The following is a 26181-nucleotide window of genomic DNA, read 5'->3' as shown; positions in this document are numbered from 1 at the left end:
CGGGGTGGCGCTCGAAGTTAGGGCGACCTAACATCGAGATCCGACCCGACCGCCCGCAGCACCGACCCGGAACGAGGAAGCCCGCCTCATGATCGATTTCTTCCGCGGACTGCCGCTGTGGCTGGGCGTCTCGGTCGCCGTCGCGATCATCTTCGTGCGCGGGATGGTCTACTACTGGATCGGCCGCGCGGTGGGACCGCGGATTTATACGTCCAAGCTCGGCCGCCGGATCGGCGAGGGGCGGCTGCGCCGGGTCGAGGCGATGGTGGCCCGGCGCGGCGTCCTGGCGATCGTCGGGGCGCACTGGGTCGCCGGGATCCGGCACGCCATCCCGATCTGCGCCGGGGTGATGCGGATGCCGCTGCCCCGCTTCATGCTCGGCTCGGTGATCGGGGCGGCGCTGTGGACGCCGCCGTGGATCGTCGGCGGGTACGCGGTCGTGTGGGGCTGGCTGAAGGTGTTCCGCGAGTCGCCGCCGGCCGCCGCGGCGCTGGTCGTGGCCGTGGCGGCGCTGGTCACCGGGCTGGTGGTCCTCCGGCGGCGCCGCCGGGGCGGCGCGCCGGAGGAGACCGTCGCGCAGGATCAGCCGGGCAGCTCGTCCACGCCGGTCGGATAGGAGCTCTGCGCCCCGGCCTTCCGGACGGCCGCCGCGCCGACCCGCACCGCGAACCGCGCCGCCGTCACCAGGTCGTCGCCGCGCGCCAGCCGCAGGCACAGGGCGGCGGTGAACGCGTCCCCGGCCCCGGTGGTGTCCACCGGGTTCACCTTCGGCGAGGGGACCACCTGGGTCTCCTCGCCGGTGGCGACCAGCGCGCCGTCCGCGCCGAGCGTGATCACGACGGAGCGGGGGCCGCGTTCCCGCAGGGCCGCCGCGAGCGCCGCCGGGTCGTCCTCGGCGCTGTGGTCCGGCAGCAGGAACGCCGCCTCGTGCTCGTTCACCACCAGCGGGTCGCACAGTCCCAGCAGCTCGTCCGGGACCAACGCGGCCGGGGACAGGTTCAGCACGACCCGCGCCCCGCCCCCGGCGGCGGTCCGCGCCGCCGCCAGCACCGTCGGCCGCGGCACCTCCAGCTGGAACGACACCACCGTCGCGCCCGCGAGCAGGTCGCGGGCGGCGGCGACGTCGTCCTCCGACAGGTGGGCGTTGGCGCCCGGCGACACGATGATGGTGTTGTCGCCGTCCGGCCCGACCGTGATCAGCGCGACACCGGTGGGGGCGTCGGTGACCAGCAGGTGCGCCAGGTCCACCCCGGCGTCGGCGAGCGAGCCGCGCAGCAGGTCGCCGTGCCCGTCGCCGCCGATCCGGCCGAGCAGCGCGACCCGGCCGCCGAGCCGGGCCGCCGCGACCGCCTGGTTGGCGCCCTTGCCGCCGGGGTGGGTGGCCAGGTCCGAGCCCAGCACGGTCTCCCCCGGACCGGGCCACCGGTCGACGCCGACCACCAGGTCCGCGTTGACCGAGCCGACCACGACCACTTCGTGTGACACATCTGCTCCCGTCAGGAGGTGGCGAACTCGGCCGCGTTCTCGCGGGTGGCGATCTTCACCGGGACCGCGGCCGTGGCCTCGATCCTCTCACCCTTCGCCGCCTTGATCGCGGCCTGCACCGCCATCCGGCCGAGCAGCCGGGGCTGCTGGGCGACGGTGGCGGTGAGGGTGCCCGCCCGCACGGCCTTGATCCCGTCGGGGGTGCCGTCGAACCCGATGACCTTGACCTGCCCGCCCGCCTTCGCGCCGAGCGCCTTGACCGCGCCGAGGGCCATCTCGTCGTTCTCGGCGAACACCCCGGTCACGTCGGGGTGGGACTGCAGGAGGTTGGTCATGACGTCCAGGCCCTTGGTGCGGTCGAAGTCGGCGGGCTGCTTGGCCACCACCTGGATGCCGGGGTACCGCCGGATGCCCTCCTCGAAGCCCTGGCCGCGCTCGCGGGAGGCGGAGGTGCCGGGCTGCCCCTGGATCACCACGATCTTGCCCTTTTCACCGAGCTCCTCGGCCAGCCTTCGGGCCGCGTCGCGTCCACCGGCGACGTTGTCGGAGGCGACGAGCTGGGCGACCGCCGCGCCGTTGACGCCCCGGTCGGCGGCGATCACGGGGATCCTCGCGCGGCCGGCCGCCTGCACGGCGGGCGCGGCGGCGTCGGAGTCGACCGGGTTGACGATGATCGCCCTGACGTTCTGGCTGGTGTAGTTCTGCACCTGGTTGACCTGCTGGGAGGCGTCGTTCTGGGCGTCGCCGACGGTCAGCGCCACGCCCTGCCTCCTCGCCTCCTCCTCGGCGCCCTGGCGGAACTGCACGAAGAACGGGTTGTTGAGCGTGGACACCGACAGGCCGATCTTCAGGCCGCCGCCCGCGCCGGTCGTGCCGGTCCTGGAGCCGGTGGACGCGACGCCCACGGCGATGGCGACGACGGCCGCCAGCACGGCGACGCCGCCCGCCCAGAACGCCACCGGGCGTCCCTTCAGGCCGCGGAGGCCGCCGCCCCGGCGGACGGTGTCCAGCAGCACCGCCAGCGCGATCACCACGCCGATCACGACCTGCTGCCAGAACGCCGACACCGACAGCAGGTTCAGGCCGTTGCGCAGCACCGCCAGGATGAGCGCGCCGACCAGGGTGCCGAACGCCCGGCCCTTGCCGCCCGACAGGCTGGCCCCGCCGATGACGACGGCGGCGATGGCGTCCAGCTCGTAGCCGCTGGCGGCCTGCGGCTGCGCCGAGGCCAGCCGGGAGGCCAGCACGATCCCGGCCACGGCGGCGAACGCGCCCGACAGCGCGTAGGTCACCAGCTTCTGCCGGTCGACGCGGATGCCCGACAGCCGGGCGGCCTCCTCGTTGCCGCCGATCGCGTACATCGCGCGGCCGCTGTAGGTGCGGGCGAGGACCAGCGCGGTCAGCAGCCCCATCACGATCATGACGAGGACCGGGACCGGCAGGTAGTCGCCGATGGTGTCGCCGAGGCGGGTGACGGCCTTGGGCAGCGCGATCGGGCTGCCCTCGGAGATCACCAGCGCCAGGCCGCGCGCCACGCCCAGCATCGCCAGGGTGGCGATGAACGGCGGCAGCTTGCCGAAGGTGATCAACGCGCCGTTGACCAGCCCGGCGACGACGCCGACCAGCACCGCCAGCACCAGCGCCACCGGCCAGGGCACGCCGCCGTCGGTGGCGGTCCAGGCCAGCACGACCGCCGACAGCGCGGCGACCGCGCCCACCGACAGGTCGATCCCGGCGGTGACGATGACGAAGGTGACGCCGAAGGCCAGGATGGCGGTCACCGCCGCCTGCACGCCGACGTTCAGCAGGTTCGTCACGGTCAGGAAGTCGCCCGACAGCACCGCCAGCGCGACCACCAGCACGGCGAGCCCGACCAGCGCCCCGTTGTCCCCCAGCAGGCGCCGCGCCGTGCCCGGCGCGCCCTGCTTCCGCGGCTGCTCGCGCAGCGTGTCCGCAGACATCACGATTCCTTCCCTGTGTCCGAGACGGCCAGCGCCATCACCGCGTCCTGGGTCGCCTCGCCCGCCGGCAGTTCCCCGGCGAGCCTTCCGCGCGCCATGACCAGCACCCGGTCGCTCATCCCCAGCACCTCGGGGAGGTCGCTGGAGATCATGAGCACCGCGTGCCCGGCGGCGGTGAGAGAGTTGATCAATCGGTAGATCTCGACCTTGGCGCCGACGTCGACGCCGCGCGTCGGCTCGTCGAGGATCAGCACCCTGGCGTCGGCCATCAGCCACTTGCCGATGACGACCTTCTGCTGGTTGCCGCCCGACAGCGTGCGGACCGGCTGGTGCAGGCCGCTCATGCGCACCCTGAGGTCGCCCGCCATCTCGGCGGCGCGGCGGCGCTGCCCGGCCCGGTCGACGAACCCGCCGCGCACCGCGCGGCCCAGGGTGACCAGGCCGAGGTTCTCGGCGACGTCGGCGTCCAGCACCAGGCCCTGCCCCTTGCGGTCCTCGGGGACCAGGCCGAGGCCCGCCTCCATCGCGGCGTGCACGTCGCCGCCGCGCAGCGGGGCGCCGTCCACCTCCACCCGGCCGCCGTCGTAGGGGTCGGCGCCGAACACCGCGCGGGCCACCTCGGTGCGGCCCGCGCCGACCAGCCCGGCCAGGCCGACGACCTCGCCGGCGCGCACCTCGAACGAGACGTCCTCGAACACCCCGGAGCGGCGCAGCCCGCGCACCCGCAGCAGCGGCTCGCCGGCGTCCGAGCGCTCCCGGGGGTACTGCTGCTCGATCGAGCGGCCCACCATCAGGCGCACCAGTTCGGGTTCGGGGGTGTCGGCGGGCACCCGGCCGACCGAGCGGCCGTCGCGCAGCACCGTCACCCGGTCCCCCACCCGGGGGATCTCCTCCAGGTGGTGGGTGATGAACACGACCGCCACGCCCTGGTCGCGCAGCGCCGTCACGATCTCGAAGAGCCGGTCCACCTCGCCGGTGGTCAGCACGGCGGTCGGCTCGTCCATGATCAGCACGCGGGCGTCCAGGCCGAGCGCCTTGGCGATCTCCACCATCTGGGCGCGGGCGATGCCGAGGTCGCCCATGCGGGCGCCGGGGTCGACGTCCACTCCGACCCGTTCCAGCAGCCCGCGCGCGGCCTCGCGCATCGCCCCGCGGTCCACCAGCCCGAACCGGCGGGGCGGGCGGCCGAGGAACAGGTTCTCCGCGACCGTCAGCTCGGGGACCAGGTTGAACTCCTGGTAGATGGTGGCGATCCCGAGCCGGGCGGCGTCCTGCGCCGACCGGATCCCGGTGATCTCCCCGTCCACCTCGATCGTCCCGGCGTCGGGCCGGTGCGCGCCCGACAGCGTCTTGATCAGCGTGCTCTTGCCCGCGCCGTTCTCGCCGAGCAGCACGTGCACCTCGCCCGGGCGCAGGTCGAAGTCGACCCCGTCCAGCGCGACCACGCCGGGGAACGCCTTGCGCAGCCCCCGGACGCGCAGGATCTCTTTCTCGGCCGTCATCGACCGCTCCCTTCTTCCCGCTCCGGCTCACCGCACGAACGACGCACCACCAGCCGGGCCCGCAGCTCGACCGGCTCCACCGGGCCGCCCGCGATGCGGTCGGCCAGCGCCGCCACCGCGCGCCGCCCCAGCTCGCGCACCGGCTGGGCGATCGCGGTGATCGGCGGGTCGAGATGGGTGAACCAGGGCACGTCGTCGTAGGAGGCCAGCGCCACGTCCCCGGGGATCGCCAGGCCGCGCGCCCGGATCTCGTCCAGCGCGCCCAGCGCCATCAGGTTGTCCCCCGCGAAGATCGCCTCGGGGGGTTCGGGCAGGTCCAGCAGGCGCGCGGTCGCCGCGCGCCCGCTGGCGGCCTGGAAGTCGCCGCTCTCCAGGTACTCGGGCCGGACCGCGAGCCCGTGCCGGGCCATCTCGACCATGAACGCGTCGGTCCGCTCCCGCCCGGTCGACAGCAGCGCCGGACCGGAGATGAACGCGACCCGCCGGTGCCCGAGCCCCTTCAGATGCGCCACCAGCGCGCCGATCGCGGCCGTCCCGTCGGCGCGCACCGTCGGCACGTCCAGGCCGGGCAGCGTCCGGTCCAGGAAGACCAGCGGCAGGCCGTCGTCCACCAGGTCGCGCACCAGGGAGGTGATCTCGGCGGTGGGGCACAGCAGCAGCCCGTCCACCCGGCGCTCCAGCAGCGTGCGCACGTAGTGGTCCTGGAGGTCGGCGCGCTCGTCGGCGTTGCCGATGACCACCGAGTAGCCACGCTGGCGCGCCTCATCCTCCGCGGCGCGGGCCAGCTCGGTGAAGAACGGGTTGAGGATGTCCCCGATCACCAGGCCGATGGTGCCGGTGGCGTCGGTGCGCAGCGAGCGGGCGACCGCGTTGGGCCGGTAGCCGAGCTCGGCGACCGCCGCCAGGACCCGCTCCCGGGTCCGCTCGGTGACGGGCGCGCTGTCGTTCAGCACGCGCGAGACGGTCGCGACCGACACGCCGGCCAGCCGCGCGACGTCCTTCACGCTCGCCATCGTCACCTCCCTTGCGTGTAAACGATTACAGAAAAGCTCGTGTAAACGTTTACACAACCCTCGTCCAATGTGCAAGCGCAGGTCGGGACCGTTACCGTGGGCCCGCGTGAGCGAGGTGCACGAATCCCGGCTGGCGCGCCGGGTGCGGGAGGCCGCCGACGCGGCGACGCGGCGGGCCGGGACGGTGTCGCCGGTCGAGGTGTTCGTCCGGCTGCGGTGGCTGCGGCAGGCCCAGGTGGACGAGTGGCGGCAGGGCCGCGTCGACCCGCTGTCGGAGGCGACGCAGGTGCGTCCCGACCGGCTGGCCGCCGCCGCCCGCGCGCTCGGCGACTGGGCGCGGGACAGGGGATGGGAGCCCGGCGAGGCGGCCTACACCGCCGCGACCCGCGACCGCCGCCCGCTGCGGTTCACCCCCGACGGGCGCGACGACGCCCTGTTCCGCACGCACTGGATGGCGCCCGACCTCACCGACGCCCAGCGGCGGCGGCTGGCCGCCAAGCTCGACAAGGCCCCGGACCTGGAGGTCCTGGTCCCCGAGCGGGAGCGGTGGACCTGCACCGGTTGCCACGGCACCGACCGGTTCCAGCTCGTCGAGGACGGCGCGCCGCTCTGCCTGGCCTGCGCCGACCTGGACCACCTCGTGTTCCTGCCCTCGGGGAACGTGGCGCTGACCCGGCGGGCCAGGAAGGAGAGCCGCCTGTCGGTCGCGGTCGTGCAGTACAACCGGCGGCGCAAGCGTTACGAGCGGCGCGGCCTGCTGGTGGAGGAGGCGGCGCTGGAGCGCGCCGAGGAGCGGTGCCTCGCCGACGAGGAGGTGCGGGCCCGCCGCCGCGAGCGCGACCGGGAGCGCCGCGCCGCCGAGGACGTGGAGTTCCAGGAGGCGATGGCGGCCGAGATCCGGCGGCTGTTCCCCGGCTGCCCACCGGGCCGCGCCGCGGTGATCGCCCGGCACGCGGGGCTGCGCGGCAGCGGCCGGGTGGGCCGCACGGCCGCGGCCCGGGACCTGGACCCCGAGGCCGTCACCCTGGCGGTGGTCGCCTCGGTGCGGCACCTGGACACCGACTACGACGACCTGCTGATGGCGGGGGTGCCGCGGACCGAGGCCAGGTCCCGGATCCGCGGCACCGTCGACGCCGTGCTCGCCCGCTGGCGGGCCTGAGCGGACCCGCTCAGTTCCCGCGCACGTCCTCGCGGGCCTCGACGGCGGTGTCGGGATTGTCGCTCCACACCCCGTCGATGCCGGTGCGGTAGAAGGCCGCGTACTCGCGGAACGCCTGCCCGTAGTCGCCGGGGCTCGTGCCGACGCGCAGGTCCCTGGGCAGGAACTGGTTCTCGTTGCGGAAGGTGTAGACGATGACCTTCAGCCCGGCGGCGTGCGCGTCGCGCACCAGCGGGGTGGGCGTGCCCATGGTCCCGTCGGCCCTGTTCGGGATGACGCGGGTCTTCTCCGGGCCGATCATGTCGGCGTAGGTGGAGATCTCCTTGAGCCCGGCGGGGGCGACCATGTCGTTGAACGTCGGGCCCTTCCCGCTCGCGACGGTGTCGTAGGGCGCGCCGGAGGTGGAGATCGCCTGGAGCAGCGGCACCCGCAGCCCCCGGTTCATGATCTTCAGGCTGGTCGGCTCGAACGACTGGACGATCGCCCGGCCGTCGCGGTGGTCCATCCCGTTGCGCTTGAGGACGCGGATCACCCGCTCCTCCAGCGGCAGGCCGATGGAGCGGAAGTAGGTCGGGTGCTTGGTCTCGGGGAAGATCCCGATCCGCCGGTGGTGCTGCCGGCTGAGGCGCTTGGCCAGGTCGATGACCTCCTGGAGGGTCGGGACCTGGTAGCGGCCGTTGTAGAGGGTGCTGTGCCGGCGGACGGCGGGGATGCGCTCCACCGCGCGCAGCGTCTTCAGCTCCCGCAGCGTGAAGTCCTCGGTGAACCAGCCGGTCACCTTCGCGCCGTCGATCGTCTTGGTCTTCTTGCGGTCGGCGAACTCGGGACGGCTCGCCACGTCGGTGGTGCCGCCGATCTCGTTCTCGTGCCGGGCGACCAGCTCGCCGTCCTTGGTGGGCACCAGGTCCGGCTCGATGTAGTCGGCGTTCATCCGCACGGCCAGCTCGTAGGAGGCCAGGGTGTGCTCGGGCCGGTAGCCGGGCGCGCCCCGGTGCCCGACCACCAGCGGCCCGCGCGCGCCGACGCCGTGCTCGGGTGGGGCGGCCTGGGCGGGTCCGACGGCGGCCAGCAGCGGCAGCAGGGCGGCGGCGGCCGCGAGCAGGGCCGTGCGCCTGCCCCGACGTGCGACGGGCATAGCGGTTCCTTTCCGGCGCGGCGCCCGGTGCCGGTCACCGGGGGATCACCGCGCCCGGAACGTACCGGGCCAGGGGTACCCGGGCCAGGGCCTGTCCGGTGACGGCCGGGGCAACGGTGGACGGCGACCTGGTGAACCGCCCCGCTCCGCCGTTCGCGGCGCGTCCACCCTTCGCGCCCGACGAGGAGGACCCGGCGCGGGCGGGAAGGTCCACGAAGGGGCCGACGCGCGTCGCCGGTTAGCGGAGCTGGTCGGGGCGGGCGTCACGCCCGGTTCGGACACGTGAGGTGAACGCCGCGCTCCGCTCCGCGACCGCTCGTTAGAGTGGACCCCATGCGCATCCGTATGAGGTCGGGCCTGGCGGCGCTGGCGCTGCCGGTGGCGTTGCTGGCCTGCGGTCCGGCGGACGCGGGGCGGCGGGGCGACACCGTCGGGGCGGGCGGGACGTTCACGCTCGCGCCCGGCGGCACCGCGCGGCTGGAGGGCGCCGATCTGGCGGTGACGTTCACGAAGGTGAGCCAGGACAGCCGCTGCCCCCAGGGCGTGCAGTGCGTCTGGGAGGGCGACGTGACGGTGGACGTGGAGGCCGTCACCGGCGGGAAGGCCACCGCCCACCGGCTCAACCTCAACCGCGCGCCCACCGGCGTCACGGTCGCCGGGCACGAGCTGAGGCTCGTCGCGATCAGGCCGGACCGCGTGGCCGGACGGCAGATCCCCGCGGGCGACTACCGCGCCGACCTCACCCTCACCCGGCGCTGAGCGGGCGTCCGGCCGCCGTCGCGGCGGCCGGACGCCGCGACGGTCACGCCACGTGGAAGGTCGCCGGGTCCGGGCCCAGGCGCTCGCCCTTGTCCAGCGCGGCGATCGCCGCCATGTCCTCGCCGGTCAGCGCGAAGTCGGTGACCGCGAAGTTCTCGGCGATGCGCGAGGGCGTCACCGACTTGGGGATGACGAGGTTGCCGAGCTGGAGGTGCCAGCGCAGCACGACCTGCGCCGGGGTCCGGCCGTGCGCCCGCGCGACGCGCGTCAGCGCCGGGTCGTCCAGCAGCCCCCTGCCCTGGCCGAGCGGGCTCCAGGCCTCGGTGCGGATGCCGTGCTCGGCGTGGAACGCGCGCAGCTCGGCCTGCTGGAGATAGGGGTGCAGCTCGATCTGGTTGACCGCGGGCACCACCCCGGTCTCGTCGAACAGCCGCCTCAGCGTCTCGACGGTGAAGTTGGAGACGCCGATCGCGCGGACCCGGCCGTCGGCGTAGATCTTCTCGAACGCCTTCCAGGTGTCGAGGTACCTGCCGGTGTCGGGCATCGGCCAGTGGATCAGGTAGAGATCCAGCCGCTCCAGGCCGAGCCGGTCCAGGCTCGCGTCGAACGCGCGCAGCGTCTCGTCGTATCCCTGGTCGGCGTTCCACAGCTTGGTGGTGACGAAGACCTCCTCGCGGGGCAGCCCGGAGGCGCGCAGCGCACGGCCCGTGCCGGCCTCGTTCTCGTAGACCTTCGCGGTGTCGATGCTGCGGTAACCGGTCTCCAGGGCGGTCCCCACGGCCTTCTCGGCCTCGTCGTCGGCCACCTGCCAGACGCCGAAGCCCAGCTGCGGCATGGTGATTCCGTTGTTCAGCGTGATGTCGGGTACCGACACACTCTCTCCCTGGCTCGCTGTCAGCTTTCCTCCCTGGGGCAACGCGCCGGTCCCGCCGCGGATTTCCCGTCCGCGGCGTGACCCGCGCCACCCCGCCCCCGCCGCCACCTGCGGCGGAGCCCATGTCAGGGTTTCCCACGATGTTCGCGGGAGCGGCCCCTGGCCAGGATCGAGGGCGTCCGGAGCGGAGCCATGCCCGGAACGCGCCCGCCGTCGAACAGGAGACCCGTCCCCATGGCCGCTCCCCCCGGCTTCCGTCTGCCCCCGGCCGCGCAGGTCGCCTGGCTCGTCGGCGACCCCACGGGGTTCTACGCGGCGGGACGGCGCCGGTTCGGCCCGGTCTTCACGGTGCGCTTCCCGGGGCTGCCGCCGGAGGTGTGCGTGGCGACGGCGGAGCTGGCCCGGGAGGTGTTCGCCACCGACGGCGGCGACGCCGGGGGGTCGCGCGCCGGGGCGATCCGGCGGGAGTTCGTCGGGCCGCTGGTCGGCGAGCAGTCGCTGCTGCTGCTGGACCGGGAGCCGTGGTGGCGGCACCGGCGGCTGGTCAATCCCTCGCTGCACGGCCGGGCGGTGGCCGGGTGGCGGGACCGGATCGCCGCGATCGCCGCCGCCGAGGTCGACGGCTGGCCGGTGGGGGTGCCGTTCGCGCTGCGCGACCGGGTGGAGCGCGTCACCCTCGAGGTCATCATGCGGATGGTGTTCGGCATCTCCGACGCCGCGCGGCTGTCGGCGCTGCGGGCGCTGCTGCCGGAGCTGGTGTCGGTCGGGGGGTCGCCCGCGCTGCTGCGGCTGCCGCCCCGGCTGCGCGACCGGGCCCTGGGGTCGCCGCTGCTGCGGCGGGTCCGGGCGCTGCCGACGACCCGGTTCGCGCGGTTGCGCGACGCGGTCGACGCGATCCTGTACGACGAGATCGCGCGGCGCCGGGCGCGTCCGGAGCCCGGCGCCACCGACGTGCTGTCGCAGCTGGTGGCCGCGCGCGACGACCGGGGCGAGCCGCTGACCGACCAGGAGGTGCGCGACGAGCTGCTGACGCTGTTGCAGGCCGGGCACGAGACGACCGCGACGGCGCTGGCGTGGACGTTCGAACGGCTGGTGCGCACCCCGCGCGTGCTGCGGCGGCTGCGCGCCGAGCTGGCGGCGGGCGAGGGGTCGGAGTACCTGGACGCGGTGGTCAAGGAGGCGCTGCGGGCGCGGCCGGTGGTGCTGGGCGCGCCGCGCCTGCTGGACGCCCCGGTGAGGATCGGCGGCTACGAGGTCCCGGCCGGGTGGTACCTGTCGGCGTCGATGCCGCTGGTGCTGTCCGACCCGGAGGCGTTCCCCGCGCCCGGCGAGTTCCGGCCCGAACGGTTCCTCGGCCCCGGCGCGGACGCGGCGCTGCGGTCGTGGATGCCGTTCGGCGGCGGGCACCGCTACTGCGCGGGCGCGCAGCTGGCGACGCTGGAGATGCGCGTCGTCATCACCGAGGTGCTGCGCCGGGTGGACCTCGTCCCGGCGCGTCCGGAGCCGGAGCGGCCCCGCGTGAAGAACGTGACCCTCGCCCCCGCGCGCTCGACCCGGGTCGTGGCAAGGCCACGCCGGGACGAGGCAAAAGAAAGATGACGAACACGGCACGGTTGCCCGCACACTGTTGACATGTGCCCTCCGACGGCGCTTGATGGCACTGGAACCTGACTGACGGAGGAAACGACCCGCGGCCCCGGGTTATGGCCGTTTCGTCTAATAAGGGCGTGTCGGTCTCCCGCCGCGGGGGGCGGATCGGTATTGTGACCCCCGCGATTTTCACAATCGCGACAAGAAAGCATCATCACGGCGTATCGACCGCCTGTCGCTGTTGGGATGTGGACATGGAGGGTCGTGCGGACCGGCACGCTGACCGGCGTCACGAGGAGTCGGCGGGGAGTCCCGGGGTGCCCGTGAACATGCCGGGCCCCGTCCCCGGGAACATGCCGCTGGTCGGCCGTGACGACGTGCTGCGGGGGCTGGAGGAGTGCCTGGACGTCGCCGCCGAGGGGGCGTTCCGGTTCGTGGCGCTGGTCGGCGAGCCCGGCGCGGGCAAGTCGCGGCTGCTGACCGAGCTGACCGGCGCGGCCGCGGCGCGCAAGCTGGTCCCGCTGAACGGCCGGGCCGCCGAGTTCGAGCAGGAGATGCCGTTCGGCGCGGTCGTGGACGCCCTGGACGACCATCTGGAGGAGCACTTCCCCGACCTCGGCCCGGCGGCGATCAACCTGCTGGCCCCGGTGTTCCCGGCGCTGTCGACGGCGCTGCTCGACCCGCTGGGCGTCCCGGGGACGGCCGCGCCGCACACCGGCACGCCGGTCGCGCGCTACCAGCTGTACCGCACCGTGCGGCACCTGCTGGAGGAGCTGGCCGCGCCGTCGGGCCTGGTGCTGGTGCTCGACGACGTCCACTGGGCCGACGACGCCACCATCGAGCTGCTGGACCATCTGGTGCGCCACCCGCCGCGCGCCCGCGTGCTGATCGCGGTGGCCTACCGGCCCGCGCAGGCGTCGGCGCGGCTGCAGGCGCTGGTGCAGGCGTCGGCGCAGGGCGGCTGCGGGCACGTGGTGCCGGTGGGGCCGCTGACCGAGGACGAGGTCGCCCAGCTGCTGGGGCCGCGGGTCGGCCGGGCCCGCTGCCGGGAGCTGTACGAGGCCAGCGGCGGCAACCCGTTCTACCTGGAGGCGCTGGCCCGCAGCGCCCAGCCGTTCACCGGCGGGGTGCAGGAGGGTGACCTGCCGCCCGCGGTGCGGGCGGCGTTGCAGCTGGAGCTGAGCGGGCTGTCGCCGGACGCGCTGCTGGTCGCCCAGGGCGCGGCGGTGGCCGCCGACGAGTTCACTCCCCCGCTGGCCGCCGCGGCGGCCGAGGTGTCCGAGGACGTGGCGCTGGCCGCGCTGGACGAGCTGGTCGCGCGCGACATCGTGCGTCCGGCCGCCGAGCGGTTCCGGTTCCGCCACCCGCTGGTGCGGCACGCCGCCTACGGGTCGGCGGCGGCCGGGTGGCGGCTGGCCGCCCACGGCCGCATCGCCGTGTACCTCAGGCAGATCGGGGCGCCCGCCGCGCTGCGCGCCCGGCACGTGGAGCGCTCGGGCCGGGTCGGCGACCGCGACGCGGTCGCCACGCTGGTGGAGGCGGCCCGGGCGTTCGCCACCCGCGCCCCGGCGACCGCCGCGCACTGGCTGAGCGCCGCGCTGCGGCTGATGCCCGAGAACGCCCCCGAGCCGCCCGCCGGGGAGGGCCTGCCGTCGCGGCTGGAGCTGCTGATGGAGCTGGCGCAGGTCCAGTCGGTCGGCGGCCAGCTCAAGGAGGGCCGCGAGACCGCCCGCGCCCTGCTGCGGCTGCTGCCGGACGACGACTACGGGCGCCGCGCCCGCGCCGCCCGGTTCGCGGCGCTGATGGAACGCCAGCTCGACCGTCCCAACGAGGCCCGCGCGCTGCTGCTGGACGAGCTGCGCCGGATGCCCGACCCGCGGTCGCCCGCCGCCGTCCCGCTGCGCATGCGGCTGGTCGCCGAGCGCATGATGCGGATGGACTTCCGCGCCGCGCAGGCGGTGCTGGACCTGATGCCCGACACGGGCGACGACTGGGAGCCCAGCCTGGAGGTCGCGGTCGCGGCGATGCGGCCGATGCCCGCCCTGGCCGCCGGGCGGATCGCCGACGCGCTGCGCTACGCCGAGGCCGCCGACCGCCTGCTGGGCGCCGCCCCCGACGAGCACCTGGCCGAGTGGATGGACGCCATCGCCTGGTGCTGCTGGGCCGAGACGTTCCTCGGCCGCTACCAGCACGCCGCCGACCGGTTCCGCCGCGCGGTCGCGGTGGCCCGTTCCACCGGCCAGCTGTACGTGGTCACCAACCTGATGGCGGGGCTGGCCCGCTCCTACGGGATGCTGGGGCGGCTGGCCGAGGCCGCCGCGGCCGCCGAGGAGGCCGTGGAGGAGGCCCGGCTGCTCAACTCCGGCCAGCAGATGATCTTCGCGTTGACCCAGCAGAGCCTGGTGGCCTGCTGGTCGGGCGAGGAGGAGACCGCGCTGCGGCACGCCGACGAGGCGGTGCGGATCGGCGCCGGCGTCGGCGAGTGGTGGGGCTCGATGGCCCGCTACGCCCGCGCGGTCGCGCTGCTGGGGCTGGGCCGCACCGACGAGGCCGTGGCCGCCGTCGCCGAGGCCACCAACGACTTCGACGCCCCCGTCCTGGACGCGCACACCCTGCTGTCGTGCTGCGAGGTGATGGCGGGCGCCGAGGCCGCGCGCGGCAACGCCACCGCCGCCGCCGAGTGGGCCGACCGCGCCCGGCTGTTCGTGATCCCCGGCCTGGACGCCATCAACCCCCTGGCCGACCTGGCCCGCGCGCACGCCCTGCAGCTCACCGACCCGGCGCTGGCCGCCGACCGGGCGGTCGCGGCGGCCGAGGCGCTGGAGGCCGGGCAGATCCGCGTGGACGCCGGGCGCGCGCGGCTGCGCGCCGGGCTCGCCCACGCCGAGGCCGGGGACCGCGGGGCCGCCCGCGAGCAGCTGCGCGGGGCGGTGCGGCTGTTCGAGGAGTGCGGCGCGCGCACCCTGCACGGCCAGGCCGTCCGCGAGCAGCGGCGGCTGGGGGTGCGGGTGCCCGGCCAGGGCGGGCGCGGCGCGACCGGGCCCGGCGGGCTGTCCAAGCGCGAGCAGGAGGTCGCCGCGCTGGTCGCCGAGGGCTGCACCAACGCCCAGATCGCCGAGCGGCTGTTCGTCAGCGTCCGCACCGTCGAGACGCACCTGTCGCACATCTTCACCAAGCTCGGCGTCACCTCCCGCGTCGGCGTGGTCAGCGCCATGAACCGCGGCGCGGGCGCCGGCCGGGACTGACCCGTTCCTCCGCGTCCTCCCAGAACCCGAGCGGCTCCGGGAGCGTCCCACCGGTATCGGTGGTGCGAGTCAGGGTTTACCACGATGCCCCCGGATCGCTCCGGGTCGCATCATTCTTGCGGGGGCAACACGGAGGCGAGGACATGGAACGGATGATCCCGAGGTTCACCCTCGACGGCGTCGGCGACGCCGAGGTGTCGGTGTACCCGTTCGCGACCGAGGACGGTCTCGGGCTGGAGCTGACGCGGTTCCTGCGCGCCGAGAGCGACGACGTGATCCTGCTGGTCCACGGCCTCACCTCCGCCAGCGACGTGTTCATGATGCCGGAGCACCGCAACCTGGCCTCCCACCTGCTGGACAACGGGTTCACCGACGTGTGGGCGCTGGACTTCCGCATGAGCGGCCGGTACCCCTACGACACCGAGACGCACCGGTACACGCTCGACGACATCGCGCTGTACGACTTCCCCGCCGCGCTCGACGTGCTGCGCCGCCATATCGGGGGCCGGCGCATCCACGTCATCGCGCACTGCCTGGGGTCGGTGTCGTTCTCGATGAGCCTGTTCGCCGGGAAGGTCTCCGGCATCACGTCGCTGACCTGCAACAGCGTGTCGCTGACGCCGCGGGTGCCCGCCTTCTCCCGGCTCAAGCTGCGGTTCGGGCCCGCGGCGATGGAGTACCTGGTCGGGCTGCCCTACATCGACCCGCGCTTCGGGGAGGCGCCGGTCCTGACCCGCGGCTGGATGGTCGCCAAGACGGTGTCGCTGTTCCACAACGAGTGCGACGTGTCGGCGTGCCACCTGCAGAGCTTCCAGTGGGGCGCGGGCAAGCCCGCCATGTACGAGCACGCCAACCTGCTGCCGGTCACCCACAAACGCGTCGCCGACATCTGCGGGGCGTCGGGGCTGCACTACTACCGGCACGTCCGCAGGATGGTCGAGGCCGGGCGCGCGGTGAAGTACGACCGGGACAACCCGGCCCACCGCGACCTGCCCGACGACTACCTGGTGAACGCCGCCGACGTCGGAACGCCGATGCTGCTGCTGGCGCCCGAGCGCAACAAGGTGTTCACCGACTCCAACAACCACCTGTTCCGGGTGCTGGAGAAGCGGCGGCCCGGCCGCCAGGAACTCGCGGTGCTGCCCGGCTACGGGCACCTGGACCCGCTGATCGGAAAGAACGCCCACCTCGACGTCTTCCCGAAGATCGTCGACTTCCTGAAGCGGCACGGCGGCTGACGGCCGCACCGCGAGCGAGACGGACGGAGCAGGAGCAGAGTATGGAGCACGTCGACGCGGTCGTCGTCGGGTCGGGTTTCGGCGGCTCGGTGGCCGCCTACCGGCTCGCCGAGGCGGGGCGTTCGGTGGTGCTGATGGAGCGCGGCCGGGCGTTCCCGCCCGGCAGCTTCCCCCGCTCCCCCGCCGACATGGGCCGGGCGTTCTGGGACCCCGAGGCGGGCCTGCACGGGATGTACGACGTGTGGCGGTTCGGCGGGTGCGACTCGGTGGTGTCGGCCGGGCTGGGCGGCGGTTCGCTGATCTACGCGAACGTGCTGCTGCGCAAGGACGAGCGCTGGTTCGCGCACGAGGACGCGCACGGCGGCCACAAGTCGTGGCCGGTCACCCGCGGCGACCTGGACCCGCACTACGACGCCGTCGAGCGGATGATCGGCGCGGCGCCGTACCCGCTGGACCGGCCGCCCTACGACGACACGCCCAAGGCGCACGCGCTGGCCGACGCCGCCGCCGAGCTGGGGCTGCACGCGACGCTGCCGCCGCTGGCGATCAGCTTCGCACCCGAGCGCGGGGTCGCCCCCGGCATGGGCCTGCCGGTCGTGGACGCCCCCTACGGCAACCTGCACGGCGTGCCGCGCCGCACCTGCAAGCTGTGCGGCGAGTGCGACATCGGCTGCAACGAGGGCGCCAAGAACAGCCTGGACCACACCTACCTGTCGGCCGCCCGGTTCCACGGCGCGGACCTGCGCACCTCGCACGAGGTGAAGGCGGTCCGTCCCCGGCACGGCGGCGGCTACGAGGTCGACTACGTCGTCCACGACCCCACCCGCGACCCCGCCGAGGACCCCGCGGGCGAGGACCGCCATCCCCCGGTGCGGACGATCACGTGCCGGCGGCTGGTGCTGGCCGCCGGGACCTACGGCACCACGTTCCTGCTGCTGCGGTCGCGGGAGGCGTTCCCGGGGCTGAGCCCGGCGCTCGGCACGCGGTTCTGCGGCAACGGCGACCTGCTGACGTTCCTGCTCAGGGCCAAGGACCGCAACCGGGTCCGGCCGCTGGACGCCTCCAAGGGACCGGTGATCACGACCGCGATCCGGCTGCCCGACGCGCTCGACGGCGTTCCCGGCGCGGGCCGCGGCGCCTACATCGAGGACGGCGGCTACCCGGGGTTCGCCAAGTGGATGGTGGAGCCGACGCTGGACTTCTCCGCGCAGCTGGAACGCATGGTCAAGTTCATGTGGGGCCGGTTCGTCGAGTTCTTCAAGGACGCGCCCGACACCAACCTGTCGGCGGAGCTGGCCGAGCTGATCGGCGACGGGGCGCTGACGGTCAGCTCGCTGCCGCTGCTGGGCATGGGCCGCGACACCGCCGACGGGCGGCTGTCGCTGCGGGAGGGCCGGCTGAACGTCGACTGGTCCGCCGAGACCAGCGAGGAGCACTTCGAACGGCTGCGCCGCACCATGCGGAGCATCGCCGACGTGCTGGGCGCGGAGTACCGGGACAACCCGATGTGGCTCCGCAAGCGCGTCATCACCGTCCATCCGCTGGGGGGCGCGCCGATGGGCGACCATCCGGACGAGGGCGTCTGCGACGCCTTCGGCGAGGTGTTCGGGTTCCCGGGCCTGTACATCGCCGACGGGGCGGCGATGCCCGGTCCGGTGGGCCCGAACCCCTCCCTGACCATCGCGGCGATGGCCGACCGGATGAGCACGAGACTGCTGGAGTCCGCGAGCGCCGGCGGGAACGCCGGCGGCGCGGGCGCCGGCGCGGGGGCCGGGCCGGTCGCGGGGACCGGCCCGCACCACGGGGCGGTGGGCGGCACGGCGCACGGGTCGGAACCCGGGCTCCACGACGGGACCGGGGAACAGTCCCGGGCCGAGGGGTCCGGCCCGACGTCGCTGTCGTTCACCGAGGAGATGAAGGGGCGCCTCGCCCACGGGGTCGCCGACCCGCGCGCGGGGGAGCTGGCCGAGGGGCGCGAGCCCCTGTCGTTCCGCCTCACCATCACGGCCGACGACGTGCGGCGGTTCCTCGCCGAGCCCGAGCACACCGCGCGGGCCGAGGGGTGGATCGACGCCGCCTGCTGCGGGGGCCGGCGGCCGGTCCAGCGGGGCTGGTTCAACCTGTTCGCCCCGGACGGCGACGAGAACCGCCGCCTGATGAAGTACCGCCTGTTCTTCACCGACGACCAGGGGCGCGAACGCACCCTGGCCGGGGAGAAGAACGTGCTGCACGGTCCGCCGACGCGGATCTGGCCCGACACCTCCACGCTGTACGTGCGGCTGCTGGAGGGGCACGTCGCCGAGGACGGGCCCGACGGCGAGGTGCCCGGTGGTGAGGTGCCCGGTGGTGAGGTGCCCGGTGGTGAGGTGCTCGGCGCGGGGGTGCTGCACATCCAGCTCACCGACTTCGCGCGGCAGCTGACCACGTTCCGCACCAGCGGTCCGCGGGGCGTGGCGGCGCTGCTGGACTTCGGCCGCTTCTTCGCGGGCGAGCTGTGGGAGGTCTACGGCCCCGACCTCGAATAGGGGCCGCCACGGACGCGTGGGCCGAGGGAACTGCGGGGTGCCCTCGGCCCACGCCCTTTTCCCGTCCCCTTCCGCGTCCCTACCGGGGGAGGCGGGCGCGGTAGACGGCGCGCGCGGCGTCGAGCAGGTCGAGGTGGTCGGTGAGCCGGCGCTCGCCGTCCAGGCGCGCGTGCTCGCGGATCATCGTCTCCAGCCCGTCCAGGTAGTCCAGGCACCAGCGCACGTCGGCGGGCCGGGCGACGTGCCGTCCGGCGACGTCGAGGTAGACGGGGCTGGTGTGGGCGTACGCGCCCGAGTAGTGGAAGGTCCGGGGGTGCGCGGGCCCGGAGGCGACGGCGACGACGTAGGTGGGGGCGTCCACGGTCAGCTCGGCGGTGAGTTCGCCGGGCGGCCCCTCGGCGACCACGCCGTCGGCGGTGCGCAGCTCCAGCCCGCGCACCTCGGGGCCGACGCAGCGGGCGGTGACGGTGACGCGGTCGCCGGGGGCCCGGTCGAGGGCGTCGCCGGGGCCGTGCCCGTCCACCTCCAGCTCCAGCCAGGGGCCGGTGGTGGCGAACGTGCGGCCCGCGCGGATCGCGTCGGCGAACGCGGCGGCGGTGAGGGGGCCGTCGAGGCGGGCGTAGACGCGTTCCCAGCCGGGCGGGCCGGACTGGCTGCTGCGGCGGTTGAACGACAGCATCGTGTCGGTCCCGGCGGTGACGGCGAGCCGGTTGCCCGCGCCGACCAGGTGCCGGTACACCGTGGCGGTGGCCTGGATCGAGGAGTGGTTGAGCACGTCGAGGGAGTCGACCAGGCCGAGCGCGGCCCCGGACACGATCTCGCGGGCGCTGCAGTTGCGGCCCTCGGTGAGCGCGGCGGCGGGCGGGGCGTCCTCGTCGAACGGGACGTGGAAGGGGTGGCTGTAGCCGAGCACCGCGCCCAGCCCGCGCAGCTCGCGGCAGGCCTCGGCGTTGGGCGGCCAGTCCGCGGTGCCCAGGAACCCGGTGTGGTAGCGGGTCGGCGGGGTGTGCATCCCGAAGGCGTAGAAGTGGCCGAGCAGGTCGCTGCGGTACTCGACGCCGAGGCGCGCGAGGTGGGTGGCGTCGGACCAGGGCAGGTCCCGCCCGGCCCAGTGCTCCAGGGCCTCGCGGTCGTAGACGCGTTCGGAGGCGACGTTGCCCGCGACCAGGTTGAGCACGTGCAGGTCCTCGCCGTGCTGGGCGGCGGCGGCCTGGGCGGGGGTGCCGACGGTGTCGCCGGTCCAGTTCATGTGGACGTGCATGTCGCCGCCGTACCAGCCGCGCGCGGCGGCGTCGTACAGCCGCCGCGGGGTCAGCTCGACGAGGGTCTCGCGTCCGGGCTCGGGGATGACCTCGGCCTCGGCGGTGTCGTACTCCATGCCGCGGGTGACGCGGACGGTCAGCGGCTCGGCGGGCACGTCCAGCACCAGGTCGTCGCCGTGGAAGTAGGGGTCGCGGTGGCCGTCGCGGCGGGGCTGCGCGCCCTCGGGGTACCAGCCCCGGCCGTTCTCCCCGATCACGGACCAGCGGCACGGGAACCCGGCGCGCACCCGCAGCCGGGCGGCGGGCGCGGAGCGGACCAGGCCGCCGAGGCCGACGGTCCGGCCGTCCACCGCGACGACGCTGGCGGGGGTGACCGGGACCAGCAGCGCTCCCCCGGCGGCCAGCTCGCGGGCGGCGCCGTCGACGGTCAGGGTGACGGGCCGGTCGAGCGCGGAGTCGGCCATCAGCGTGGTGCGGAACCACTCCCCCTCCAGCACGGTCTGGGCGCGCGCCTCCAGCCGCACGCCGTCCGGGGTGATCCGCAGCGCGGCGAGGTTGTCGGGGAGCTCCCGCCCGGCGAGGGCGTCGCGGATCACCTCCTGGAGGTCCATGTCGCGGACGCGTTCCTCGATCTCCTCGGCGGACGCGCCCGGGTACCGCGCGAAGACCTTCTCCAGGAGCGCGAGGAAGAACCGGTGCTCGTCGCGCACGAACGCGTCGGCCTCGATCTGCCGGACGTAGGTGATGGGGTCCTCGCCCCAGGTCGGCCCGTGCTCGGCCAGCAGCCGCCGGTAGTCCGCAAGGGCCCGCCGGACGGCGGGCGGCAGGTCGTGCTCGTCGCACATGGGGTCTCCGTCTCGCTGGGGCCGGGGTTCCCTCAACGTGCCACAGCGCACCACGGCGGGGAAGCGCGTGGCCACCGCCGGTAGGCGATCTTCCCTACCGGGAGGAACAATCCTCTATCCGGCCTTTTCACCCGGTGCGGAAGCGGTCCAGCATGGCGGCCTTGGCGGTGGCGAACTCCTCGTCGGTGAGGACGCCGTCGCGGTGCAGCTCGCCCAGTTCGCGCAGGCGGCGCAGCAGCACGTCGGGGTCGGCGGCCCCGGCGGCGGCCGCCAGGGCGGGCGTCTCGGCGGCGGGCTTCTCCAGCGAGGGCTTGTCCTCGGCGGGCGCGAACGGGTGCGGCAGCCGGGCGACGACGGCGGCGGCGAGCAGCGCGGTGGTCCCGCCCTCGCGCTGGATGCCCCACGCCAGGCCGTTCGGGTCGTTCTCGGCGGCGTGCTGGGCGGACGCGCCGCGCAGCCGGAAGCGCAGGAACCCGTAGCCCATGCCCGACTGGCGGCTCCACTCGACGCCGGCGACGTCGCCGAGGGCGAACTCGCGGGGCCCGGCCTTGGTCTTGGCCTCCTCGGCCATCCAGTTCCACTCCAGGCGGATCCGGGCGCCGTCGAAGGTCGCCGTCCCGTCCCCGGCGGTCGCCGAGATCGGCACCGGCGGCCCGGGCATCAGGTAGCGGTCGCAGGGCCCGTCCGGCACCTCCCACACGATCAGGGAGTTGCGCACGTCGTCCACCAGGAACTCGGCCACCCCGACGCGGTCCCTGCCGACGGCGAGCCGGTAGGGGTCGGCCTCGGGCGGCAGCCCGCCGCCGACCGCCTGGGTGAACGGGTCGGCCCCGGGCCGCAGCCGCAACCGCAGCCGCCCGCCCTTGCGGCCCGGTTCGAACGCGACGCCCGCCACCGCCCGCAGCGGGACGGCGATCTCGCCCATCGCCCTGCGCAGCTTGTGCACCGACCGGTCGTGCCCGGGCACGATCCGCAGGATCTCGCCGTCGAACGTCCAGGATCCGTCGCGGGTGGTGATTTCCGCCATGTCCGAATGGTAGAGCCGTGGAACGCGGATCCCCCTCCGCCCGGAGGACCGGTTCGGGCGGCCCCGCTAGCGGGCGCGCCGGGCCCAGGGGGTGCGGCCCCAAGGCTTGTAGTACGACAGCACCGTCATCGTGACGTACATCGTCATCGACACCACGGGCGGGGCCAGCAGGTCCCAGGAGCCATGGTCGGCGGGGGTGCCGAGCGCGGCGCGGGCCGCCTCGTGCAGGCCGGGCCGCAGCGAGAGGACCGTCAGGGTCCCCGCCACCAGCGTCAGCACCAGCTTGACCAGCACCCACAGATGGCGGGTCAGGCCCCAGTGGGTGCCCAGCGACAGCACCACGCCGGTGGTCAGCGCCAGCAGGGCGACCGGGACCAGCAGCACGTCGCCGAACAGCCGCATCGCCACGTAGGCGGCGCGCAGCGTGGTGGTGTCGTCGGTGGTCAGGCCGGTGAGCGTGAGGGTCAGCAGCCCGACGTCCAGCCCCAGCCAGGTGACCGAGCAGATCACGTGCAGGACGAGGTTCGCCTTGCGCGCCCGGGGCGACATCCGCCACCCCCGCCCGGTGGTGCCCCGCCGCGCGCGGGCCTCGCCCTTCACGGACCCCCCGCCCCTGACGGGGACCTCGGCACTCGTGGGGACCTCGGCACTCGTGGGAGCTTCGGCACTCGTGGTGGCCTTACCACCCGTGGAGCCCTCACCGCCTGTGAAGCCCTCACCGCCTGTGAAGCCCTCACCGCCTGTGAAGCCCTCACCACTCGCGTGGAGCTCGGTGTGGGCGTGGGGTTCGGCGCCCGTGCGGTTCTCGGTGGTGGTCATGTCCTGACGGTGCCGGGCGGGTTCGGGGTGGCGCGTCGCATGGGCGGCGGCTTCGTCCCTAACGCGAGCGGTGTAGAACGACGGCGTCCGCCTACCGCGTCTGAGGTAGGCGGACGCCGGGGTCGGTCCCGGCCCCCGTCAGGCCGGGCTCAGGGCCGGGATCGGCCCGGTGAGGATGTGCCCCTGGAAGACCGCGCCCTTGGCGGTGACCTTGACGGGGGTGAACACCGACGGCGGCAGCGCGCAGAACCCGGTCCGCACCACGTCCGCGTACAGCGAGTCCGACACCACGTAGGCCACGTCGCGGCCGGGGTCGTCGACCAGCAGCCGGCGCAGCGGCCCGGCGTCCAGCAGCCGCTGGACGACGATCGGCGCGTCCCCGGCGGGCCCGAACGGCCCGTCGGTCATGGTGCCGTGGTGCAGGGCCAGCCGGATCCGCAGCCGGGGGCCCGACCCGGTGTTGGCCTCGTGCAGCGCCGCCGCCAGCGCGACGACGAAGTCCCCGGCCACCGGCGCGGGGTCGACGTCCTCGGGAAGGGTGGCCAGTTCCCCGTCGCCGCCGACCTGCTTGGCCCACCGGGCCCGGTCCAGCCCGGTGCCCCGGGCCGCCGCGTCGAGCGCGTCGTTCAGCTGCCGCTGCGCCCGCAGCTGCTCGGCGGTGTTGCGCTTGCTGTAGCCCTGGATGTCCACCGCCAGCAGAAGGCGGTAGACGAGCTGTTCGTCCCCGTTCACTCCGGTTCGCCTTTCGGTCTCCGTCGTTCCTCCAAGAACAGGCGCGGTGTTCGTTCCGCCCTTAGACGTCACGGACCGGTCCCTGAGACGGCCCGGGTCAGTAATCAGTGGCGAATCGGTAAGTGCTTGAACCCGTTTTCCCGATCCCTGCGTACTGCCTCCCGACGTGACACGAAGCTCACCGGGAAGGAACGCCATGACCGTGTCCCCCTGGAGGGTGGCCCCCGGGCTCCCGCGGCGCGACGGCGCGGCACGACCGATCGCCCTTCTCGCGGGCGCCGTGGCCGCGGCCCTGGCGCTGACCGCGTGCGGCGGCTCCGGCGGGGCGGTCGGTCCCCCGGCGCGGGCCGCCGCGGGCGGCATGGCGGACATGCAGGACATGCAGGCCGTTCCGCCGTCGCTGCGCGCGCTGCCGACCACCATGTTCGGCAGCGTCGTGGCCGACAACTCCGGACGCACCCTGTACCGCTTCGACCGTGACCGCCCCAGGCCACCGGCCACCACCTGCGTGGACCAGTGCGAGCGGACGTGGCCGCCGGCCGTCTGGACGCCGGAGCTGAGGATCACCGGCATCGACCGGGAGCGCGTCGGGCGGGTCCGGCGCCCCGACGGGTCCTGGCAGGTCACCCTGGGCGGCTGGCCGCTGTACCGGTACGCCGGGGACGCCGCGCCGACCGAGACCACCGGGCACGGCAAGGGCGGCGTCTGGTTCGCCAGCGCCCCGAACGGAGGCAAGGCCCGCCTGGTGCGGCCCGCGCCGCCCGGCACCCGCGCCGAGGACGGCCAGGGCGGCGCCCCGAACGGCGGCGCCCCGAGCAGCCCTCCCCCGGACGGCGGCATGCCGGGCATGCAGGGCATGCCCGGCATGAACTGAGTCCCGGCCGCGTCCACCCCACCCCGCACCCCCACCCATCGGAGACCATCGATGGCTCATCGTTCCCCCACCGCCCCGGCCGCCCGCGGACGCGGCCGGGGCGGCGACGCCCCGGCCGACGGCCCGTGGTCGTGGTTCCGCGGCCCCCGCCCGGCCGGGGACGTGGACGACCAGGTGATCATCACCGAGCTGTACCGCGTGTACGGCCGTCCGCTGCTGTCGCTGGTGCTGCGGCTGACCGGCGGCGACCGGCACTGGGCCGAGGACGTCGTGCAGGAGACGATGATCCGCGCCTGGCGCAGCGCCCACCAGCTGGACTCGGGCGCGACCTCGCTGCTGCCGTGGCTGGCCACGGTGGCCCGCCGCATCGTCATCGACGACCAGCGGCGCAAGAACGCGCGGCCGCAGGAGGCGGGCGAGGGCCCGCTGGAGAACCTGCGCGCCCCCGACGGGTTGGAGGACCTGCTGCGTTCGGTCGTGGTGTCCGAAGCACTGCTCGCGCTGTCCCCCTCGCACCGCGAGATCCTCAACGAGACCTTCTTCCGGGACCGCTCGGTCAACGAGGCCGCCGCGGCCCTCGGCATCCCCGTGGGCACGGTCAAGTCCCGGGTGTACTACGCGCTCAGGGCGTTGCGCGTCGCCCTGGAGGAAAGGGGCGTGACGCCGTGACCGGGCACGTCGAGGTCGGCGCCTACGCGCTGGGCCTGCTGGAGCCGGGCGACCGGCTGGCGTTCGAGGGGCACCTGGCCGGGTGCCCGCCGTGCCGCCGCGAGCTGTCGGAGCTGCGCGGCGTCGCGGCGGCGCTGGACGGGCTGCCGCCGGAGCTGGCCGCTCCCCCGCCCTCCGAGCCCGACCCGGCCGGGGTGGTGGACCTGCTCAGCCTGCACGCGCGGCGGCGGCGCCGCGACCGGTGGTCGCGGGCGCTGGTCGGGGCGGCGGCCGGGCTGGTGCTGCTGGGCGGGGCGCTGGGGCTGGGAACGACGCTGGACCTCACCGAGGCCGAGCCGCCGGCGCCGCCGGACGGCAGCGCCGAGCAGCTGCTGAGCGCCGGCCGGACGGCCGCGGCGACCGACCCGCGCACGGGCGTGACGGGCCGCGTGGCGACCGAGTCGAAGGCGTGGGGCACCCGCGTGGGGCTGCGGCTCAGCCGCCTGCGCGGCCCCCTGCAGTGCGAGCTGGTGGCCGTGGACCGGTCGGGCCGGGCGCACACGGTGGCGGGCTGGTCGGTCCCCGAGCGGGGCTACGGCCTGCCCGGCACGCCGCCGGCGCTGGTGCTCCAGGGCGGCACGGCGCTGCCGTCGTCGCAGATCGTCCGGTTCGAGGTGCGCACGCTGGGTGACGACCGCACGCTGCTGACCGTTCCGGCGTGAGGGACCGAACGCTACCGGCGGGTACGGATCCGGTGCGGGCGGCGTCTACCCTGGAGCGGTGAGCGCGACCCGACCCGCATCCCGTGAGCCCCGCCTGCTGCTGCCCGGCCTCCGCGAGGTGTACGCGGCGTACGTGCGGGCGGCCGGCGCGCTGCCCGCGCTGCCGTCGGCGTTGCAGGCCGAGGTGTGGGCCTCGGCGCAGCTCGGCTCGCTGGAGGCGGCCGCGCCGAACGCCGAGGGGTACCGCGCGGCGCTGGGCGATCTGATCATGAGTCTGCGGGCCGCAGCGACGCCGGGGGCGAAGGCCTTCCTGCGGGCGCTGGCGGCGATCGGCCCGGCGGAGGCCCGGACGGCGGCGGGCCGCGCCGCCGACGCCCTGGCCGCGGCCGAGCCGTCCTGGGCGGGCGCGCTGGGCCGGGTGGTGCCGGGCATGGTCTGGCTCATCCAGGAGGGGCCGCTGGACGGCGACCGGCTGGTGTGCGAGTTCCGGTACGAGGGCGGCGCCGACCTGCACGCCCTGGCGGTGCGGCTCGGGTACGGCGACGAGCCGGGCGAGGTCGTGGTGGTGGGGGACGTCCCGGCGCTGATGAACGCCGCCCGCCAGGCCATGCAGGCGGAGCTGTGCGTGGTGCAGCCCTACGACGCGGCGGCGGTCGGTCCTCGGCTGCGGGCGGCGCTGGCGGCCGGGCGGACGTTCGCCGACGACTGTCACCCGGCGCTGGCCGTCGCCCGGCACCGCGCGGACGCGCTGCCGGGCGACTGAGCC

General features: G+C 75.0%; 21 protein-coding genes. 11 read left to right on the top strand and 10 right to left on the bottom strand.

Annotated features, from left to right (window positions below; all coding sequences use genetic code 11):
- Positions 1-88 precede the first annotated feature (88 nt).
- Entirely contained in the window at positions 89-616 is a 528-nt protein-coding gene (locus tag HNR61_RS32255) for a DedA family protein (RefSeq protein ID WP_182846929.1), read from the top strand.
- On the opposite strand, the gene HNR61_RS32250 is transcribed toward HNR61_RS32255, so the two are convergent.
- The 4 genes from HNR61_RS32250 to HNR61_RS32235 are packed head-to-tail and all read right to left on the bottom strand — an operon-like array spanning position 583 to position 5961.
- The gene (locus tag HNR61_RS32250; RefSeq protein WP_182846928.1) at positions 583-1485 is read right to left on the bottom strand and encodes a ribokinase; all 903 of its coding nucleotides are present in this window, start codon (positions 1483-1485) and stop codon (positions 583-585) included. The genes HNR61_RS32255 and HNR61_RS32250 overlap by 34 nt on opposite strands.
- An 11-nt stretch (positions 1486-1496) precedes the next feature.
- Positions 1497-3446 carry an ABC transporter permease/substrate-binding protein gene (locus HNR61_RS32245; RefSeq protein ID WP_182846927.1) on the bottom strand — a complete coding sequence of 650 codons (1950 nt, stop codon included), beginning with the start codon at positions 3444-3446 and terminating at the stop codon, positions 1497-1499.
- Positions 3446-4948, bottom strand: a complete 1503-nt coding sequence (locus HNR61_RS32240) for a sugar ABC transporter ATP-binding protein (RefSeq protein ID WP_182846926.1) — start codon at positions 4946-4948, stop codon at positions 3446-3448. The genes HNR61_RS32245 and HNR61_RS32240 overlap by 1 nt, the downstream gene beginning before the upstream one ends.
- A complete protein-coding gene (locus HNR61_RS32235) occupies positions 4945-5961 on the bottom strand; it encodes a LacI family DNA-binding transcriptional regulator (RefSeq protein WP_182846925.1) in 1017 nt (338 codons plus the stop codon). Before HNR61_RS32235 ends, HNR61_RS32240 begins: the two co-directional genes overlap by 4 nt.
- A 106-nt stretch (positions 5962-6067) precedes the next feature.
- On the opposite strand from HNR61_RS32235, the gene HNR61_RS32230 reads away from it, so the two are divergent.
- Positions 6068-7120 (top strand): DUF2293 domain-containing protein, encoded by a 1053-nt coding sequence (locus HNR61_RS32230; protein WP_312898202.1) that lies wholly within the window; start codon positions 6068-6070, stop codon positions 7118-7120.
- 10 nt (positions 7121-7130) lie between these two features.
- On the opposite strand, the gene HNR61_RS32225 is transcribed toward HNR61_RS32230, so the two are convergent.
- Positions 7131-8255, bottom strand: coding sequence for a glycerophosphodiester phosphodiesterase (locus HNR61_RS32225; RefSeq protein ID WP_182846923.1), 1125 nt, complete (start codon positions 8253-8255; stop codon positions 7131-7133).
- A gap of 333 nt (positions 8256-8588) precedes the next feature.
- Between HNR61_RS32225 and HNR61_RS32220 the strand changes: the two genes are divergently transcribed.
- Entirely contained in the window at positions 8589-9014 is a 426-nt protein-coding gene (locus tag HNR61_RS32220) for a hypothetical protein (RefSeq protein ID WP_182846922.1), read from the top strand.
- Positions 9015-9057: 43 nt separating this feature from the next.
- Here HNR61_RS32220 and HNR61_RS32215 read toward each other — a convergent pair whose 3' ends face one another.
- Positions 9058-9849 carry an aldo/keto reductase gene (locus tag HNR61_RS32215; RefSeq protein ID WP_182847126.1) on the bottom strand — a complete coding sequence of 264 codons (792 nt, stop codon included), beginning with the start codon at positions 9847-9849 and terminating at the stop codon, positions 9058-9060.
- A 273-nt stretch (positions 9850-10122) separates the two neighbouring features.
- Between HNR61_RS32215 and HNR61_RS32210 the strand changes: the two genes are divergently transcribed.
- The 4 genes from HNR61_RS32210 to HNR61_RS32195 all read left to right on the top strand — a co-directional run bounded on the left by HNR61_RS32210 (position 10123) and on the right by HNR61_RS32195 (position 18486).
- Positions 10123-11487, top strand: coding sequence for a cytochrome P450 (locus HNR61_RS32210; RefSeq protein WP_182846921.1), 1365 nt, complete (start codon positions 10123-10125; stop codon positions 11485-11487).
- A 308-nt stretch (positions 11488-11795) separates the two neighbouring features.
- The gene (locus HNR61_RS49500; protein WP_312898201.1) at positions 11796-14723 is read left to right on the top strand and encodes a helix-turn-helix transcriptional regulator; all 2928 of its coding nucleotides are present in this window, start codon (positions 11796-11798) and stop codon (positions 14721-14723) included.
- A gap of 143 nt (positions 14724-14866) precedes the next feature.
- A complete protein-coding gene (locus HNR61_RS32200; RefSeq protein ID WP_182846920.1) occupies positions 14867-15961 on the top strand; it encodes an alpha/beta hydrolase in 1095 nt (364 codons plus the stop codon).
- Between the two features lie 41 nt (positions 15962-16002).
- Positions 16003-18486 carry a GMC oxidoreductase gene (locus tag HNR61_RS32195; protein ID WP_182846919.1) on the top strand — a complete coding sequence of 828 codons (2484 nt, stop codon included), beginning with the start codon at positions 16003-16005 and terminating at the stop codon, positions 18484-18486.
- A 79-nt stretch (positions 18487-18565) separates the two neighbouring features.
- Here HNR61_RS32195 and HNR61_RS32190 read toward each other — a convergent pair whose 3' ends face one another.
- The 4 genes from HNR61_RS32190 to HNR61_RS32175 form a co-directional block, all read right to left on the bottom strand.
- On the bottom strand, positions 18566-20593 hold the full coding sequence (locus HNR61_RS32190) for a CehA/McbA family metallohydrolase (protein ID WP_182846918.1): 2028 nt from the start codon (positions 20591-20593) through the stop codon (positions 18566-18568).
- Between the two features lie 127 nt (positions 20594-20720).
- Positions 20721-21620 (bottom strand): DUF4429 domain-containing protein, encoded by a 900-nt coding sequence (locus tag HNR61_RS32185; RefSeq protein ID WP_182846917.1) that lies wholly within the window; start codon positions 21618-21620, stop codon positions 20721-20723.
- A 66-nt stretch (positions 21621-21686) separates the two neighbouring features.
- Positions 21687-22220 (bottom strand): hypothetical protein, encoded by a 534-nt coding sequence (locus HNR61_RS32180; RefSeq protein WP_220510053.1) that lies wholly within the window; start codon positions 22218-22220, stop codon positions 21687-21689.
- Positions 22221-22577: 357 nt separating this feature from the next.
- Positions 22578-23171, bottom strand: coding sequence for a hypothetical protein (locus HNR61_RS32175; protein WP_067825702.1), 594 nt, complete (start codon positions 23169-23171; stop codon positions 22578-22580).
- A 196-nt stretch (positions 23172-23367) separates the two neighbouring features.
- Here HNR61_RS32175 and HNR61_RS32170 point away from each other — a divergent pair, with 196 nt between their 5' ends.
- Genes HNR61_RS32170 through HNR61_RS32155 form a run of 4 tightly spaced genes read left to right on the top strand, consistent with a single transcriptional unit; the run spans position 23368 to position 26178 of the window.
- Positions 23368-24045 carry a COG4315 family predicted lipoprotein gene (locus tag HNR61_RS32170; RefSeq protein WP_182846916.1) on the top strand — a complete coding sequence of 226 codons (678 nt, stop codon included), beginning with the start codon at positions 23368-23370 and terminating at the stop codon, positions 24043-24045.
- 51 nt (positions 24046-24096) lie between these two features.
- Positions 24097-24714: a sigma-70 family RNA polymerase sigma factor gene (locus HNR61_RS32165; protein WP_084000411.1), complete on the top strand. Its 618-nt coding sequence runs from the start codon at positions 24097-24099 to the stop codon at positions 24712-24714.
- Positions 24711-25415, top strand: a complete 705-nt coding sequence (locus HNR61_RS32160; protein ID WP_182846915.1) for a zf-HC2 domain-containing protein — start codon at positions 24711-24713, stop codon at positions 25413-25415. Before HNR61_RS32165 ends, HNR61_RS32160 begins: the two co-directional genes overlap by 4 nt.
- Before the next feature lie 58 nt (positions 25416-25473).
- Positions 25474-26178 (top strand): hypothetical protein, encoded by a 705-nt coding sequence (locus tag HNR61_RS32155; protein ID WP_182846914.1) that lies wholly within the window; start codon positions 25474-25476, stop codon positions 26176-26178.
- Positions 26179-26181: the final 3 nt, after the last annotated feature.

The organism is Actinomadura kijaniata, from assembly GCF_014138665.1.
Classification (GTDB): domain Bacteria; phylum Actinomycetota; class Actinomycetes; order Streptosporangiales; family Streptosporangiaceae; genus Spirillospora; species Spirillospora kijaniata.
This window is presented reverse-complemented; position numbering and strand designations above follow the sequence as displayed.

Bases quoted from the DNA above. Each gene is read 5' to 3' on its own strand.
- HNR61_RS32255 (WP_182846929.1), top strand. From the start codon at position 89: ATGATCGATTTCTTCCGCGGACTGCCGCTGTGGCTGGGCGTCTCGGTC.
- HNR61_RS32245 (WP_182846927.1), bottom strand. From the start codon at position 3,446: ATGTCTGCGGACACGCTGCGCGAGCAGCCGCGGAAGCAGGGCGCGCCG.
- HNR61_RS32240 (WP_182846926.1), bottom strand. From the start codon at position 4,948: ATGACGGCCGAGAAAGAGATCCTGCGCGTCCGGGGGCTGCGCAAGGCG.
- HNR61_RS32235 (WP_182846925.1), bottom strand. From the start codon at position 5,961: ATGGCGAGCGTGAAGGACGTCGCGCGGCTGGCCGGCGTGTCGGTCGCG.
- HNR61_RS32225 (WP_182846923.1), bottom strand. From the start codon at position 8,255: ATGCCCGTCGCACGTCGGGGCAGGCGCACGGCCCTGCTCGCGGCCGCC.
- HNR61_RS32220 (WP_182846922.1), top strand. From the start codon at position 8,589: ATGCGCATCCGTATGAGGTCGGGCCTGGCGGCGCTGGCGCTGCCGGTG.
- HNR61_RS32215 (WP_182847126.1), bottom strand. From the start codon at position 9,849: ATGCCGCAGCTGGGCTTCGGCGTCTGGCAGGTGGCCGACGACGAGGCC.
- HNR61_RS32210 (WP_182846921.1), top strand. From the start codon at position 10,123: ATGGCCGCTCCCCCCGGCTTCCGTCTGCCCCCGGCCGCGCAGGTCGCC.
- HNR61_RS32200 (WP_182846920.1), top strand. From the start codon at position 14,867: ATGGAACGGATGATCCCGAGGTTCACCCTCGACGGCGTCGGCGACGCC.
- HNR61_RS32195 (WP_182846919.1), top strand. From the start codon at position 16,003: ATGGAGCACGTCGACGCGGTCGTCGTCGGGTCGGGTTTCGGCGGCTCG.
- HNR61_RS32190 (WP_182846918.1), bottom strand. From the start codon at position 20,593: ATGTGCGACGAGCACGACCTGCCGCCCGCCGTCCGGCGGGCCCTTGCG.
- HNR61_RS32185 (WP_182846917.1), bottom strand. From the start codon at position 21,620: ATGGCGGAAATCACCACCCGCGACGGATCCTGGACGTTCGACGGCGAG.
- HNR61_RS32170 (WP_182846916.1), top strand. From the start codon at position 23,368: ATGACCGTGTCCCCCTGGAGGGTGGCCCCCGGGCTCCCGCGGCGCGAC.
- HNR61_RS32165 (WP_084000411.1), top strand. From the start codon at position 24,097: ATGGCTCATCGTTCCCCCACCGCCCCGGCCGCCCGCGGACGCGGCCGG.